The following is a 16535-nucleotide window of genomic DNA, read 5'->3' on the forward strand; positions in this document are numbered from 1 at the left end:
TTTATGAGTTTAAAATTAGTTGATTGTTGTTGTAAATACCGTACGTTTTTCCTTTGAGTTTCTTTCCTAGAAAGATACTGTTTTTCGAGGTAGAAATAATACGTTGCTTAGAGAAAGTATAGCTGCGATTCGGATTAAAAATAGTTAAACTGGCCTTTTCGCCTTCTTTTATAGAAACCAATTCAACGTTGAAGCGTTTTCTCGGGTTAGTAGATAGGCAGCTTACAATAGTCTCTAAATCTAATATGGTGTTTAAAGCTCCGAAAGCACTCTCTAAACCAATAGTTCCGTCTTTTGCAGTAGAAAATTCTACTTTTTTATGTTCGATGTCTATAGGATTATGATCAGAAGTAATCATATCAATCACCCCCTCTTTTACCCCTTGTATCAAGGCTTTTTTATCTTCCTCAGTACGTAGCGGAGGGGTTACCTTTTTAGTAGCTTCAAAACCATGTAGTTCATCATCTGTTAAAATTAAATTATGTACCGCAACACTACACGTTACATCGAGCCCCTTTTCTTTTGCTTCTTTTATAAGCTGGACAGATTTTGCTGTTGAAATTGTTGGAATATGTAGTTTACCTCCAGTATACTCTAGTAAAAATAAATCGCGAGAAATTTGAAGTTCTTCTGCAAGGGCAGGAACTCCTTTCAATCCTAAAAGGGTACTGTTTTTTCCCTCGTTAGCAACACCTTCGCCTGCGATTGCATTGTTTTTAGGGAAACTTAATACCAAACCGTCAAAATTTTGAGCATATAGCAATGCTATTTTTAGCAAATTATCATTGCTAACAGGGGCGTTATAGTCGCCAAAAGCAATCGCTCCTGATTGTTGCATATCGTACATTTCAGACATTTCAACGCCTTTGCTTTGTTGAGTTAAAGCACCAATAGGAAGAACAGTAGTAGCAGCTCCGTTTGTTTTATTAATTAAAAATTCAACGGCTGATTTATTGTCAATAACAGGATTTGTGTTTGGATTCACAGCTACATGGGTAAAACCACTTTTAGCAGCCACTTGTACACCATGTTGCAAGGTTTCACGCTCTTCATAACCAGGTTCACCAAAAGAAACACTCGTGTCAAACCAACCTGGAGATACATGAAGATTATCAAGTGCCAATACTTCGTAATTTGCTTTAGTAGGAATGTTGTTGCCAATTTTTGCAATACAACCGTTCGTAATTAAAATATCTTTAGTTTGTTTGTGGTAACGACTAGAAGTATCTATGATGGTTGCCGATTTAAGCAGCGTTGTCATGGTTTAAAGAATTTTAAAATCAAAATTTCTAAAAACAAAGATACAATAGCCAAGCCCAAAAACCATTTCCAAAGCCATCGAATTTTGTTTTCATTATTAATATTTTCTAAAGTATTTTTAACTGAAGTAGCTATCTTTATACCGTCAGTCTCAGAAAATGATAAAAAATCTAGCAAACTTTCACTTTTATCATAGTTAAAAGCAACACTTCTAAGCACCTCATTTTGCTCTTGTATTTGATAAAAACCAGCGACTAAAGGTTGGTCTTTAGTTGTAATACGTGTTTTGTTTTGAAAAGTTTGTTGTAAAGGAATAAAAGAATCTTTATCAGAAGCAATACGTAACACTTCATCCTTACCCAGCCCCTCGTCAATATCAATAGTATTTTGTTTGTTTATGGTATAGTACAATTCAGAAAGTTGCAAGCCCTGTTTTCCGATATTGTAAAAAACAGGTACAATCAAGGGAGAGTTCGTAAAATTACTGTTGTCTTTTTGTAGCGGAGCCGCTACCCAATACATAGCAGCATTTGGTAAATCAATCTGTTTAATAAAACCTTGCTTGTTTTCAAAAGAAACAATAGTACTGGCATTGTTAAAGGCAGTATTGAATGAGGTTTTTACATAAGGATATTGAAAATTAGTCACTTTTTTTTCGAAAACATCTTTTAAAAGCGGATGGCTGTAATGAATCGAAGTAATTTTTAAACTATCATTTCTTTGTGAAAGTAATTCTCCAACCCCCAACGTATTAAAAAACGTATTATAAGAAGAAAGTATCGATTCTTTACTCGGAATTACTACAAGACTTCCCCCTTTTTTTGTATAGCTTTCCAGGCTTTTTAAGAGTGTTTCAGGTATGTTTTTTAGTTCATTTAATACGATAAGATGTTGTTTGTCTATCAAATTATAATTTACATTCTGCACAGAAGAAGAAGTAAAATTAAATTCCTCTTCAGTATAAATTCGTTGTAAGAAACTATTCGACTCTCCGATTGCCAATACATTAATTTTTTTAGCCGTGTTTATGGTAAAATAAAAAGAATTATCAAACGCATACATGTCGTTAAAATTAATATCAATTTTACCCAAAAACACAGGAGTTTTTACAACCGAAAAAGTAATTTCTGTGGTTTCATTTTCTTCAATAGCAACCGTTTGTTTATTCAATAACTTGTTGTTATTGTATATAGCAATTGGTATGTTGTTTTTAGTCGTTCCTTGATTTTTAAGGATGGCGTGTACGCTCATATTAGAACCGCCAGTATCCTCTACAAAAACACTATCAATAGAAATATTGCTTTTTTGCTCAGGTACTAATTTTACAAAAAAAGTATGTTCAGGAGCATTATCAATTTCTTCTCTTTTAATGTTTTGAAAATCAGAAATGACAATATTTTTGGTTGGAGAAGTCGCAGATTTATGCTCGCTAGTCATTTTTAAAAATACACTAGCAAGATTACTCTTTTTTGCAGTCGTTGTTGTTTTTAGCAGTTTTTCCTTTAGTTCTGATGCCGTTTTACGACTGTAAAAATGATTGTTTGTAAGTAAAGAATAACTTGTTTTCTCTGTAATGTTTTCAATAATTTCTTGGGTAGCAACAGGCAATAAATTTCCTTTTTCACCTACCGCATTTGTGCTTAAAGAGTTGTCTAAATAAATAAAAAAGTGTTGCTTTTCGTCGAGCCTTTGATTACTGAAATAAGGTTGGGCAAATGCAAAAATTAGAGCCGTAAGTAACAACATACGAGTAGCTAAAATTAACCATTTTTTTATACGTGAACTTTTACGCGTTTGCAGTACCAATTTTTGTAAAAAAGCAACATTGGTAAACGGAACTTTTACAAATCGTTGTAATTGGAACAAGTGTACCAAAATAGGAACGAGTAAAAGAGCTAAGAAATATAAAACCTCAGGATGTTTAAATTGCATAATTATAATTTACTAACTGTAAAAATACCCAAATAGATGGTTAAAAAAAGAATGTAGTTAAAAATCTGTTAGAAGTCTGTTAAGTTTTCGACAAAGGATTAAATTTTCCTATTTTTGAACTATGACTACAAAAGAGAGTGAGTGTAACATTCCAGAAGAAATTGACTATACAGCACACTGGAATGCTGCCTATGTAAAAAATCCGACAGAAAAATTAGGATGGTTCGAAGAACGTTCGAAAGAAACAATTCAATTACTAAAAACAGCTAAAGTACCCAGAGACGCTAAAATCTTAAACGTTGGGGTAGGTTCTTCTATGATAATCGACGAATTAGTAGCCGATGGATATTCAGGTTTAATTGCGAACGATCTATCAGAAAAAGCATTGAATGATATACAAAATCGATTGGGAGCAAGTGCCTCAAAAGTTAGGTTTATTACCGACGATTTAATGACGCCAACCAAACTACAAGAGCTTAATGAAGTTGATGTTTGGAACGATAGAGCGGTACTACACTTCTTTTTAAAAGAAGAAGAACAAAATGCCTATTTTAGTCTATTAAAGAAGCTCGTAAAAGTTAACGGATTTGTAATTATTGCTGTTTTTGCTTTAGACGGAGCTGAAAAATGTTGCGGATTGCAATTACAACGTTACAATACAGCAATGTTACAAGAAAAACTAGGAAACGATTTTGTTTTAATAGATAGTTTTAACCACACATTTGTAAATCCGTACGGAGGAGAACGCCCCTATATTTACACATTATTTCAAAGAAAGAGCAAGTAAATGAAAGTTACCCATATATCGTATAAAGACACAGGATTCTTTTCTGAAACCATGAAAGATTATCTAGATAGCGATGAAAAAATTCAACCTTTTTACAATCGTTATCCTAGTTTACAAAATTTTGGAAAACAACTAGAAGAAAAGAAAGCGAACAACATTTCTACAACGCAAAGACAACAACTGGTTGCGGTATTAAGAAACCAATACAACAACACACAAACGTCTTTTGAGACACAGCAAAATATAAAGAACTTACTTAAAGAAAATACATTTACCATCACTACAGGGCATCAGTTAAACTTATTTACCGGGCCATTGTATTTTTTGTATAAAATTATTTCTACGATTAATATGTGCGAGCATTTAGCGATGCAATATCCGAATGAAAATTTTGTACCTATATATTGGATGGCGACCGAAGACCACGATTTTGAAGAAATTAATTATTTTAATTTCAAAGGAAAAAAAGTACAGTGGAATTCGAATCAAACAGGACCTGTAGGGCGTTTTTCTACCGAAGGACTTGAAGATGTTTTTGAAGTATTTTCTGAACATTTAGGAACTTCAAGAAATGCAATTGAAATAAAAGAAATATTTAAAAAAGGTTACCTAGAACACGAAACTTTGGCAAATGCAACTCGATACATAGCCAATGAGCTTTTCGGAAAGTATGGTTTGGTCATCTTAGATGCCGACGAAAGGGAGCTAAAAAGAGCATTGATACCTTATATAGAGTACGATTTGTTACATGAAACATCGTACAAAGAAGTTTCTAAAACCATTACAGCACTCGAAAAAAACTATAAAATACAAGTAAATCCGCGTGAAATAAACCTGTTTTATATTACCGATAGCATTCGTGAACGTATTGTTTTTGAAAATGGAATCTATAAAGTAAATGACACGGATATTTCTTGGACTAAAGAAGAAATTTTAGATCATTTACATAGTAAGCCTGAATGTTTTTCACCGAATGTTATTATGCGTCCGCTATACCAAGAGGTAATCTTGCCAAACTTATGTTATATCGGTGGTGGAGGTGAATTAGCGTATTGGTTGGAATTAAAGGGATATTTTGATAAGGTAGCTGTTCCGTTTCCTATTTTATTATTGAGAAATTCGGCGCAAATACTTTCAGAAAAACAACAAAAAAAGTTAGAAAAACTAAACGTTTCAAAAGAAGAATTGTTTTTAAAACAAGACGATTTACTAGCAAAAAAAGTAGTAGAAAATGGTGAGACTAAGGTAGATTTTACCCAGCAAAAACAGTTTTTACAACAACAGTTTGACGATTTACGTGCACTCGCAAAAAAAACAGATGTTTCTTTCGTTGGAGCGGTAAATGCACAAGAAAGAAAGCAGCTAAAAGGATTGGAAAACCTCGAAAAAAGATGGTTGCGTGCAGAAAAACGACGTCAAAAAGATTTGGTTGAAAGAATTGTAGCCTTGCAAAACGAATTAGTACCGAATCAAAGTTTAGAAGAACGCCAACGTAATTTTTCAGAGTTTTATTTAGAGTATGGAGCCGATTTTATCAAGGTTCTGAAAGAAAACTTACACCCACTGCAACTAGAGTTTGCTCTTATTACACTTTAATGAATACTAAAAAAGGATTACACCCTAAAAATATACATAACCAAGGATACGATTTTACATTATTAGTAGCAAAGTATCCGAAACTTTCTAAGTTTATTATTGAAAAATTTGGAAAACAAACGATTGATTTTTCGAATCCTATAGCAGTAAAAGAATTCAATAAGGCATTATTAGTAGCTCACTACAATATTAAACATTGGAATTTTTCTGATGAAAATTTATGTCCGCCCATACCTGGAAGAGTAGATTACATACATCATCTAGCCGATTTGGTTGCTGACGAAAAAAACATAAAAGTGTTAGATGTTGGTATAGGAGCAAGCTGTATCTATCCACTGTTAGGAAATGCGGTATATGGCTGGCAATTTGTAGGGTCAGATATTGACGCTGCATCACTTTCAAACGCTCAAAAAATTATTGATAGCAATCATTTAGAGGGAAAAATAACACTCCGTTACCAAAAGGATGAAGCCCATATTTTACAAGGTATTATAAGGCAAGAAGATATGTTTACGATCACGATGTGCAATCCGCCATTCTATAAATCGGCAGAAGAGGCGAGGGGAGCGAACCGAAGAAAATCGAGAAACTTAGGAAACAATGCAGTCCGTAATTTTGCAGGAAATTCCAATGAATTATGGTATATAGGCGGAGAAAAAGCGTTTTTACACACCTATTTGTACGAAAGTTCGCAGTTACCAAAAGCAAGTAAATGGTTTACGAGTTTGGTATCTAAAAAAGAAAATGTAGAAAGCTTACAAAGTTCAGGGAAAAAATTAGGAGTGAAAGAATTTAAAATCATTCCTATGCACCAAGGAAACAAAGTAACCCGTATTGCATGTTGGAGGTTTGCTTAGTAACCGTCGTTGCGCGTAGCACGAAGCAATCTGTTAATTATGAGTTCTTGATAAACAGATTACTTCGTCGTTATCACTCCTTGTAATGACGAAACACGACGTCATAGCTAGGAATGGTAGGAACGTTGCTATCTTTTCTTCGATTAACAGCGGACTTTATATACGGCTTCCACTTCGCACAGTGTCCATTTGCAAAGACAAAAAACCGTCATTGCGAGTAGCACGAAACAATCTATTCATTATGAGTTCTTGATAAACAGATTACTTCGTCGTTATCACTCCTCGTAATGACGAAACACGACGTCATAGCGAGGAATGGTAGGAACGGTGACTATCTTTTCTTCGATTATCAGCGTACTTTATATACGGCTTCCACTTCGCACAGTGTGCATTAGCAAAGACAAAGAATCGTCATTGCGAGTAGCACGAAGCAATCTGTTCATTATGAGTTCTTGATAAACAGATTACTTCGTCGTTATCACTCCTCGTAATGATGAAACACGACGTCATAGCTAGGAATGGCAGGAACGTTGTTATCTTTTCTTCGATTAACAGCGTACTTCATATACGACTTCCATTTCGTTCAGCGTGCATTAGCAAAGACAAAAAACCGTCATTGCGAGTAGCACGAAGCAATCTGTTCATTATGAGTTCTTGATAAAGAGATTACTTCGTTGTTATCACTCCTCGTAATGACGAAACACGACGTCATAGCGAGGAATGGTAGGAACGTTGCTATCTTTTCTTCGATTATCAGCGTACTTTATATACCACTTCCACTTCGCACAGTGTCCATTTGCAAAGACAAAAAACCGTCATTGCGAGTAGTACGAAGCAATCTGTTCATTATGAGTTCTTGATAAACAGATTACTTCGTCGTTATCACTCCTCGTAATGACGAAAAACAACTTCATAGCGAGGAATGGTAGGAACATGGCTATCTTTTCTTCGATTATCAGCGCACTTTATATACCACTTCCACTTCGCACAGTGTTCATTCGATTATGTTTTATTGCTTTATATACTGTTTACAAAATCAAGGAATACTTTTTTATGACGTTCCAAATCCATATTAGGCGAAAGTGCTACACGAGCAATATAATCTTTATCACCTTCTTTGGTAGTTCCTTGTGTTGAGGTTGCAGGAATCGTCCAATAACACCCTTTTAACTGTCCGTAGCTTACACAATACTTACTTTCCTCAGGGATTTCAGTAATCATTAAATCAATCAATTTTAAGTTTAAAGCTCTTTTATACGCTTCTTTTTCTTCCGCAGTGTTTCCTTTCGTAGGAAGGTCTAATGAAAATACCGATGGGGTAAATCCTTGTGCTGCTAGTTCCTCTGATACAAAATTAATGTTCGCATCGGGTAACACCTCTTGAATAAAGCTTACAAACTCACGAGTATTTGCATACGCATCTTTAATTCGTTGTGTCATGGATGGCATTTGTGTTGCCAGTATTTCGTACTGAAGGGGCGTAGCTTCGTTATCGCAAAGATGTAAATGTTTTTCTATTTTTTCGATGAACACACTGGTTTTATGGTTTCCAACACAATACCCAGCGGTACATTTTCCGCCACTTGGGAATTTCGATCCACTTGCATAAGAAATGGTGCTCACGTCGGCAAGGATATCTGTATCTCCTAAAAAGTGGACATTCGGACAAAATGTTTGGTCTAGAATAAATATAGGTTCAACGGCTGTTTCCCCTTTCGGAGTGGTTCGTTTTTTTCGTAAAACATTGCTTAAGTCGGTAAGATTTGGCACTTCCACTCTTGGGTTGGTCGGAATTTCAGCAATGATAAAAGGAACGGCATCTTGTGCAGCAATGTTGCTTAATACAGTATCAATGCTTTCTACCATATCGTTGTTTCCATCCACTGCAAAATCAACAACTTCAACATTGTTTAAACAAGCAGCCACACGTCTTGCTTGGTCGTTCGTACCGCCATAACAGTTCGGAGGCACCACAATTTTGATGTCTTTTCCTGCATGATTTTCAAGAGCATAATCGATGAGTCCCATTACAATGGCATATTGAATTGAAAGTCCGCTCGAACCCACCAAAGCCTTGGTATGGGTGTTGGTAATTTCATTGATAAGTTTTGTAACCTTCGCCTTGTTTTGTGCTACGTCAGTAACGACAGCATCATACGGTTCATCGATAAGACCTTTCAACGCTTTGAACGAATTCGCAGGCGTCATGGCAATCGTTTCTCTTCGTCGTACATGCTGTATTTCTGGAATATAAGCATCGTTTTGCTCACCGTTAACGACTACAAAACTTCCTAGCTCTGGGTGAGTATTGATATAGAAGTCAACATTGGTGGGGATCGTAAAATCACAAATAGCTTCTTGTTCAACAATAAGTACCGTGCTACCGTCAAACTCAGGAATAGCCTCAAGGCTATCAACTTTTTTTAGCTCAAACTGATATCCGTACACATGGTTAAGTACTTCGGAATCAAAAGACGCAGGTAATGCACTCGTATAGACTATTTGCGTGTTTTTGTTGGCTAATAAATTAGCTCTTAGTACCGCCAATACGGGAATGGTTTGCGACGAAAAACTAATGATATTTTCTGGGTTGGTACGATACAATTTAGCAAGCGTCCACTCCAAAACCGAAGATAAAGGGTGTCCTAAACGGATATAGTCGTATGCGGTAGGTAATGCACGCAATGCATTAGTAGTTGCATTGTTGTTATTATACAAATTTTCAAACTGCTCTAAAAACTGTGTTTTGGCTAGTTTTTCTTCGTAGATATCCAGTCGGTGAGTGGTTAAGTTTAACCAATCTGCTGGCATATTCTGAAGTACATTTTTTATATAATTACGTAGTTTGTCGTCTTGCATTTACGGTGTTTTTTAAGAAGCTGCAAGATACGGTAATTTGAGATTTTGGGAAAGCGTTGTAACTGCTAAATCTATTAAAATATATAAAAAAATCATTTTATAGTCGATTAAAAAAATAGCCTCAAGATTTATTTTTCTATCAGAATATAAACATGTAATATTTACATATTTTATAACCTTCCTTATAGGGATGTACTTATACTAGAAAAATAGCGAAATATGTTCTTGAAAAGCGAACCATAGTTCACTTTAAAATTAGTTGAAGCAGATACATGGATAAGATTTTTTTGGATCATAACAAGGATAATCACAAACATCTGTAGAACCTGTTATATTCTTTTTCTGTTCTTTGCTTAATAATTGTACTCCTTCAAAATTTAAAATAGACTTTAACATAATGTAATTTTTTAAAAATTTCTAATTACTATAAAGAAAACAAAATTTAATGAGAAAAACAAGTTTAGTTTTAAAAAACAATTAGCTATAGTGCATAAAAACTACAGCAACTAATCAAATTAAATTTACCCAGCCCTAGTCCCATTTGTTTTTAGTTTATTGTGGTTTAGTTTTTTAAAGCATCAATTACTTTGTCAAATCGACTGTCCATGCACACGCTCAAATCAGTTGTCATAAACTTTCCGTCTAAAAATAGGCTAAAAATGGTCGCAGGACTTGGTGCACTTTGGGCTTCTTCTATAGTCTGGATTTTAATTACTTTCAATGGTAGATTTCTGTTTGCTGCCGTTTCTACCAACGATTCTTTAGCGTGAAATTCAGCAAAAGGACATCTGTTGGAATAATATACCACGATTCCGTTTTTATCAGAACATTCGCCACTTTTTACAGATTCATTAAATTTTGGATTTTCTGCACTTTTGTCAAACTTCATTGCTAATAAACTAAATCCGCTTGAAATTCTTTCAACTTCTTCAAATCCTTGTTTTAAGAACCATTTCGTGTCGCTCATAAAATGGAATTTCTTCGTGCCTACTACAGTTACAAGTCCATTTTTACCTTGTTCTTTTACGTCATCAATTGCAGACTTAAGGAGTGCCTTTCCGTATCCATTTTTCTTGTACCTGCCTGACACCCAGAAGCAGTTGATATTTAAGTAATTGGGTGCAGTAATTGGAATCCAAGCAGATTCGGCTGGTCCGTATTCAATAAAAACCTTTGCTCTTTCGTTAAGTCGTCTAAAAACATATCCATTGTTAAACTCTCTTTTCAGCCAATTCTTTTTAGCTTGATAGCTGTCAGCACATTTTTTATCAGATATGGCACAGCAAATGTGTTCTGATGCAATGTTGTTTGCGTTCAATTCAATAAAGTTTTCCATTTCATTTCAGTTTTTAATGAAGCCTAATAGCGTGAACATCCGTCGTTTTAACAAACTGATATTGTCCGATAGCTAAGTTATCGTTTTAGAGGGTAAAAATCAAATTAAATTTACCCAACCCCTAGTTCCATTCTTTAGAAAATAACTCACCCGATAAACTAAATTTTGTGCAGTCAATTTAAAAAACAAACGATAGATGTTAAATTAAAAGAAAAACCAACCGTATAGCACATGGTGGTTTGATTAAAAATTGGCACTAAACAATTATAAGTCATTGATTTTTAAGAAAACCTTTGTACATTAGTCGGCTTAACAACACAACAACAGTACAAATAAAAAGTAAGATGAATTTAGTAAAGCGAAACTTCGTTTTCGATTTCGATAGTACACTAACCAGTGTAGAAGCATTAGATGTTTTAGCCGAAATTACCTTAAAGACAAACCCTAAAAAAGATGAAATTCTTAAGGAAGTAACTCAAATCACGAATCAAGGAATTGATGGAGAAATGTCTTTTACAGAGTCCTTAGAAAAGCGTATTCGATTGCTAAAAGCAAAAAAGACCGATTTACCAATACTCATTGAGAAATTGAAGCAACAAGTGTCTCCTTCCATAGAAAGAAATAAAGAGTTTTTTGAGCTATTTTCTGAAGATATTTATGTGATTTCGGCAGGCTTTAAAGAATTTATAGAGCCTATCGTTGCAGCGTACAATATTCCTCCAGAAAGAGTATACGCTAATACTTTTGAATTTGATGAAGATGGATTTATTGTTGGGTTTGATACTGAAAATCCACTCTCGCAGCATAACGGAAAGATAGCTTGTTTAAAATCTTTAAATTTAGAGGGTGAAATACAAGTAATTGGTGATGGCTATAGTGATGCAGTTACCAAAGAAGCAGGTGTTGCCGATACTTTTTTTGCATATACAGAAAATGTATCGAGAGATAAAACAATTGCCAATGCCGACCATGTTACCCCAAATTTAGATGAATTTTTATATGTTAACAAATTGCCTAGAAACTTATCCTATCCAAAGAATAGAATAAAGATTTTATTATTAGAAAATGTGCACTCTGATGCTTTTACCAAGCTATCGAGCGACGGATTTTCTGTAGAAACCATTTCTAGAAGTTTGTCAGAAGATGAGTTGATAGAAAAGTTAAAAGACGTTCATGTGCTAGGAATCCGTTCTAAAACACAAGTAACCCGTAAGGTTATTGAAGCTGCTGAAAAATTAATGGTGGTATCTGCTTTTTGTATAGGTACTAAACAAATCGATTTAGAAGCGTGTAAAGAGAATGGGGTAGTGGTTTTTAATGCGCCGTATAGTAATACCCGTTCAGTAGTAGAATTAGCGATTGGAGAAATTATTATGTTAATGCGTAGTGTATTTCAGAGGAGTACAGAAATTCACAACGGGCAATGGAATAAAACAGCAGAAGGATCAAGAGAAGTTCGTGGTAAAAAGTTAGGAATTGTTGGGTATGGAAACATCGGAAAACAATTATCGGTACTGGCAGAAGCTTTAGGAATGGATGTGTACTATTATGATGTAGAAGATAAACTTGCTTTAGGAAATGCTACCAAAATGAATTCTTTAAAAGAACTGCTGAATATTTCTGATGTAGTTACATTGCACGTAGACGACAATTCAGCAAACAAAAATTTTATAGGGAAAGAAGAAATTGCCCAAATGAAAGACGGCGTTCATTTAGTGAACCTTTCTCGTGGATTTGTAGTAGATGTTGAAGCCTTGGTTGAAGGATTAAAATCGGGTAAAATTGCTGGTGCAGCGGTGGATGTATATCCTGAAGAACCCAGTAAAAATGGTGAGTTTTATACCGAATTGAAAGGCTTAGATAATGTAATTTTAACTCCGCATGTAGGAGGAAGCACTGAGGAAGCACAAAAAGATATTGCTGATTTTGTTCCGAATAAAATCATGGCATACATTAACTCTGGAAATACGGTAGATGCGGTTAATTTCCCAAATATTCGCCTACCAAAGCATAAAAATGCACACCGTTTTTTACATATTCATAAAAACGTACCTGGTGTCATGGCGAAAATCAACAAAGTATTAGCAAAATATGAATTAAATATTACCGGACAATACCTATCTACCGATGAAAAAGTAGGATATGTTATTACCGATGTAGATAAAGAATACAATCAAGAAGTAATTACAAAACTTAAAAAGGTTGAAGGAACGATAAAGTTTAGAGTATTGTATTAAAGTCTCTGATATTAAACTTCAATACAAAAGCACTGTTTTAGTCTAAAACAGTGCTTTTGTATTTTTATGAATTGATATGATTTTCTAAATAAATAATAAGTATTGTTTTTTACTTAAGAGAATCGATGTTTGATTGAATAGACCAAGCAAAGTCTAGCATCAATCTATTTTTAAATATAGAGTCTTTGTAACTCAAATATCTGTCTCCGATATATGGCGGTGCGTTATAACCTTCAGAAGGCTTTCCATTCGTTTTTATTGCAGCTGCCATATGACAACTCATACAATTAGAGGTAGCTCCAAGATTGGTGCTGATTTTATTGCCATTATTTACGACATAACTCATTTCTTGATTAAAGACTTTTGTGCCAAACCCAGACTCTAAATAGGGGTTGAAACCTACTACAATACCTCCTTCATTTTTTCCACCAATATAAGGTTGTGCCGGAATGACCATCGAATAGGCAATATCCATAGCATAGTGATTGGCAGCGCCATGTAAATCAATACCATTTTTTGCAGAAGCAATGTCATTTGAGCTAGGTATTGAAGGGGTTAAAGGACTGGCAGACCACCAAAAAGTTTGCCATACCCAACGTTTAATTTCTTTAGTTCCCACATGCATAGCAACAAGAACAGCGATGTCGTTACTTCTGGCTTTTTCTGAGTCATCGGTTATATTGTTTTCGCTGTTGTAAGAATCCGCTAAAGCCTGATCTATACGGAAGTGAATAAAGTCGTTTAAATAATAGGTGTTTTCTGCTGTCATTTTACCACTATCATAATCAATACGACCATTTGGATTGCTTTTGTCTTCTTTTGTATTTACATAAATACGAGATTTCCAATCTTTTTCAGGATATCCATCTTCCAAATATTTAGGGCCAGGCCAAGCTTCCATAGTGTATATTCCTTCATTATTTAACTTGTTTTGAGTAATTATTTTGTACACTGGTTTGATGGTAATTGCCTCTGAAGGAAAATCAGGTATTTGACTGTACGTACTTGCTTGTAACTTTTTCAAAGTAGACAAGTAAAAAATTTTGTTGTCAAGCGCATATTTTTCGGCAGCCTCATTATAGGCCACAACCTCAACAACCTTCGTATCGCTAAACACTTGACTGTTGAGCTTTGCATGTAAAAACTGATTAGGTTTGTTAAATTTTAAACTAATCAAACTTTTTTTGTCTGAATTGTTTAGTTTATCTAAAATTTGAGATGGGCTAGACCATGTTTGGTATCGTAACTTACCATCGTTAACTGGAGAAGTTAAATGTTTCCAAATATACCAACTATGCTTATACATAGCGTTAAAATTGTTGGCTTTAATCCAGTTGTTAACAGTCGTAGAATCTGTTGGATATTCATAATTGTCGGTTATAGCTGCATAGTTGTTTTTAGTTTTCTTCTCTGTACAGTTAAAAAATAAGAGCGAAACAAAAAATAGTACGTATATTGTTTTTTGTGGTTTCATGAAAGATTAAATTTTGGTTAACAAGCAAAAATTACTCACTATATATGAATCATAGACTTTAAATTGCACGAGCGTTGATAATTCAAGAATTAAAGGGGGAAATTCGGTCTAATAGAAGTTGTTTTTAAGACAACCTATCAATATTGTCTAGTTTTTTTTCTATTTCAGTGGCCCCTTTTTGCAATATTTCGATATACCTAGCAACATTTTTCATCTTAAATCGGCTAGAAGGTCCAGATGCGCTAATACCCGCAATTATTTTTCCCTTTTTATTATAAATAGGAATGGCGATGCATACCAAACCGAGTTCTGACTCTTCAAGGTCTAAGGCATACCCTTGCTGTTGAATTTGTGTAAACTCTTTTTTAAGTTTTGAGCTAGCTGTAATTGTATTGTTGGTAAATGATTGTAATTTAGTTGAGTTAAAAAAAGCATCCTGAATTTCTGGCAAACAAAAAGCTAAAAGTAACTTTCCAATAGCACTCCCGTTAACAGGAGCATAAGAGCCAACCGAGGTGCTTATTTTGAGTCCTTGTAAACTATCAGCTTTATTTATGTGAAATACTTCATGCTCTCTTAAAATACCTAATAAAACCGTTTCTTGAATTTCTAAAGCAACTTTTCGCATAGGTTCGTTGGTTAGATTTTTTAGCGATTTGTATATAGAAACACGATTTCCTAACTCAAATAACTTGCTTCCTAACTGATATTTTTCATTGTCGTTTTGTTGTACCACATTTAACGAAACTAATGTGCTGAGCAATCGATATACAGTACTTTTATTATAGCCTGTTTTAGCAGCTAATTCTCTAACCCCCCAAGAAACTTTTTTCATCGGTAAAAGCTTCCAATACATAAAAAGCTTTTATAATAGATTTATTTAAGTTTTTTTCAAAATCGCTCATATTTTCGACGTAATTTCTTGATAAAGTAAGAAAAATGTATAAATTTATAGAATCCACCTTAAAAAGTAAAGTGATTTTAAGTTATTTGTAAATAGTCTGCCAAGTTATGTTTTAATTATTTAGTTTTATCTAGTTATTTATACTAAAATGGGGAAAATAATTTCTGTTTGTAACCAAAAAGGAGGCGTAGGAAAAACAACTACATGTGTTAATCTTTCAGCAGCTTTAGGAATGTTAGAGCATAAGGTTTTGGTTATTGATACAGACCCTCAGGCAAATGCTTCTGTAGCATTTGGGTTTTCTTCGATAAAACTAAATAATCCAGCGCTTCAGTTTATGGATATTACGTCTGTTATTACCAATAATATTATAAAAACCAATTGTCCTAATGTAGATTTGTTGCCTTTTTGTGAAGATGTAAACTTTTTCAAACGAACACCAGAAATATCGAAATTTAAAAAAGCATTGGAAAGCATTCGTAATTTATACGATTATATTATTATTGATTGTGTTCCTTTTTTAAAGACCGAAAACATAGATATTTTGATGAGCTCAGATTCAACAATTATTCCAGTACAGTGTGATTATTACGCACTAGAAGGTTTGCATAAAGTTTTAAAAACAATACGTTTTGTTCAAAAAAAGCTACATCATAATTTGCATATTGAAGGTCTTTTGTTAACTATGTTTGACAAAAGATTAAATATGTCTAAAGACATTGTAAATTATATGCGTAGCTATTTTGGAGAGTTAGTTTTTGAGGCGATTATACACAGGAGCTCTAAAATTACCCAAGCACCAAGTTATGGACAAAGTGTTTTAGAATACGATATTAGTAGTGGTGGAGCTAAAGACTATTTGCAGTTGGCGAATGAAATTATAGCAAAAAAATCAATCATAAAAAATGCAGATGAAGATGTTGAAATTCCTAAAGAAAAAGAAAGTGTTTTTAATGATAGAGAACTTTCTAAAACATCTGGTTCTGAAGCAAAAAACAATTTTTTATTTGAAAAAATGCTTAAGAATGTCAAGGTAGATATTAAGAAAACAACACCTTCATTTTTGAAAAAGTTTGATGCACTACTCAATTTAAATAAGTCTGATGTAGAAAAAATAATGGGGCCCTGTCATAAAAACCATTATGGTAATGTGTGGATATATAAAATTAATAAAACCGCTATTTTTAGAAAAAGATATGTATACATCTATTTTAAAAACGATGTGGTGTCTCATTATGCAAAAAAATGGTTTAGCAGCAAGATGTTATAATAAATTTGATGTCAGAAAATCAC

General features: G+C 34.0%; 11 protein-coding genes. 5 read left to right on the plus strand and 6 right to left on the minus strand.

Annotation, left to right across the window (positions count from 1 at the left end; translation table 11 throughout):
- Position 1 precedes the first annotated feature (1 nt).
- A complete protein-coding gene (locus P8625_RS15910) occupies positions 2-1261 on the minus strand; it encodes a dihydroorotase (RefSeq protein WP_279651398.1) in 1260 nt (419 codons plus the stop codon).
- On the minus strand, positions 1258-3192 hold the full coding sequence (locus tag P8625_RS15915) for a BatA domain-containing protein (protein ID WP_279651399.1): 1935 nt from the start codon (positions 3190-3192) through the stop codon (positions 1258-1260). The genes P8625_RS15910 and P8625_RS15915 overlap by 4 nt, the downstream gene beginning before the upstream one ends.
- A gap of 121 nt (positions 3193-3313) precedes the next feature.
- Here P8625_RS15915 and P8625_RS15920 point away from each other — a divergent pair, with 121 nt between their 5' ends.
- From P8625_RS15920 to rlmF, 3 genes are read left to right on the plus strand one after another with little or no spacing between them, the layout of a single operon-like run.
- Positions 3314-3979, plus strand: a complete 666-nt coding sequence (locus P8625_RS15920) for a class I SAM-dependent methyltransferase (RefSeq protein WP_279651400.1) — start codon at positions 3314-3316, stop codon at positions 3977-3979.
- Positions 3980-5575 carry a bacillithiol biosynthesis cysteine-adding enzyme BshC gene (gene bshC / locus P8625_RS15925; RefSeq protein ID WP_279651401.1) on the plus strand — a complete coding sequence of 532 codons (1596 nt, stop codon included), beginning with the start codon at positions 3980-3982 and terminating at the stop codon, positions 5573-5575. It begins immediately after the preceding gene.
- Entirely contained in the window at positions 5575-6432 is an 858-nt protein-coding gene (gene rlmF, locus P8625_RS15930; RefSeq protein WP_279651402.1) for a 23S rRNA (adenine(1618)-N(6))-methyltransferase RlmF, read from the plus strand. The genes bshC and rlmF overlap by 1 nt, the downstream gene beginning before the upstream one ends.
- 1017 nt (positions 6433-7449) lie before the next feature.
- Here the strand turns inward: rlmF and P8625_RS15935 are convergent.
- The gene (locus tag P8625_RS15935; protein WP_279651403.1) at positions 7450-9291 is read right to left on the minus strand and encodes a PLP-dependent aminotransferase family protein; all 1842 of its coding nucleotides are present in this window, start codon (positions 9289-9291) and stop codon (positions 7450-7452) included.
- Positions 9292-9853: 562 nt separating this feature from the next.
- A complete protein-coding gene (locus P8625_RS15940) occupies positions 9854-10627 on the minus strand; it encodes an N-acetyltransferase (protein ID WP_279651404.1) in 774 nt (257 codons plus the stop codon).
- Between the two features lie 344 nt (positions 10628-10971).
- Here P8625_RS15940 and serA point away from each other — a divergent pair, with 344 nt between their 5' ends.
- A complete protein-coding gene (serA, locus tag P8625_RS15945) occupies positions 10972-12864 on the plus strand; it encodes a phosphoglycerate dehydrogenase (RefSeq protein ID WP_279651405.1) in 1893 nt (630 codons plus the stop codon).
- A gap of 109 nt (positions 12865-12973) precedes the next feature.
- On the opposite strand, the gene P8625_RS15950 is transcribed toward serA, so the two are convergent.
- Both P8625_RS15950 and P8625_RS15955 read right to left on the minus strand, forming a co-directional pair.
- Positions 12974-14338, minus strand: a complete 1365-nt coding sequence (locus P8625_RS15950) for a hypothetical protein (RefSeq protein ID WP_279651406.1) — start codon at positions 14336-14338, stop codon at positions 12974-12976.
- Between the two features lie 124 nt (positions 14339-14462).
- Entirely contained in the window at positions 14463-15194 is a 732-nt protein-coding gene (locus tag P8625_RS15955; RefSeq protein WP_279651407.1) for an IclR family transcriptional regulator, read from the minus strand.
- 196 nt (positions 15195-15390) lie between these two features.
- Between P8625_RS15955 and P8625_RS15960 the strand changes: the two genes are divergently transcribed.
- Positions 15391-16512: a ParA family protein gene (locus P8625_RS15960; protein WP_279651408.1), complete on the plus strand. Its 1122-nt coding sequence runs from the start codon at positions 15391-15393 to the stop codon at positions 16510-16512.
- Positions 16513-16535: the final 23 nt, after the last annotated feature.

This window comes from Tenacibaculum tangerinum, assembly GCF_029853675.1.
GTDB classification, from domain to species: Bacteria; Bacteroidota; Bacteroidia; order Flavobacteriales; family Flavobacteriaceae; genus Polaribacter; species Polaribacter tangerinum_A.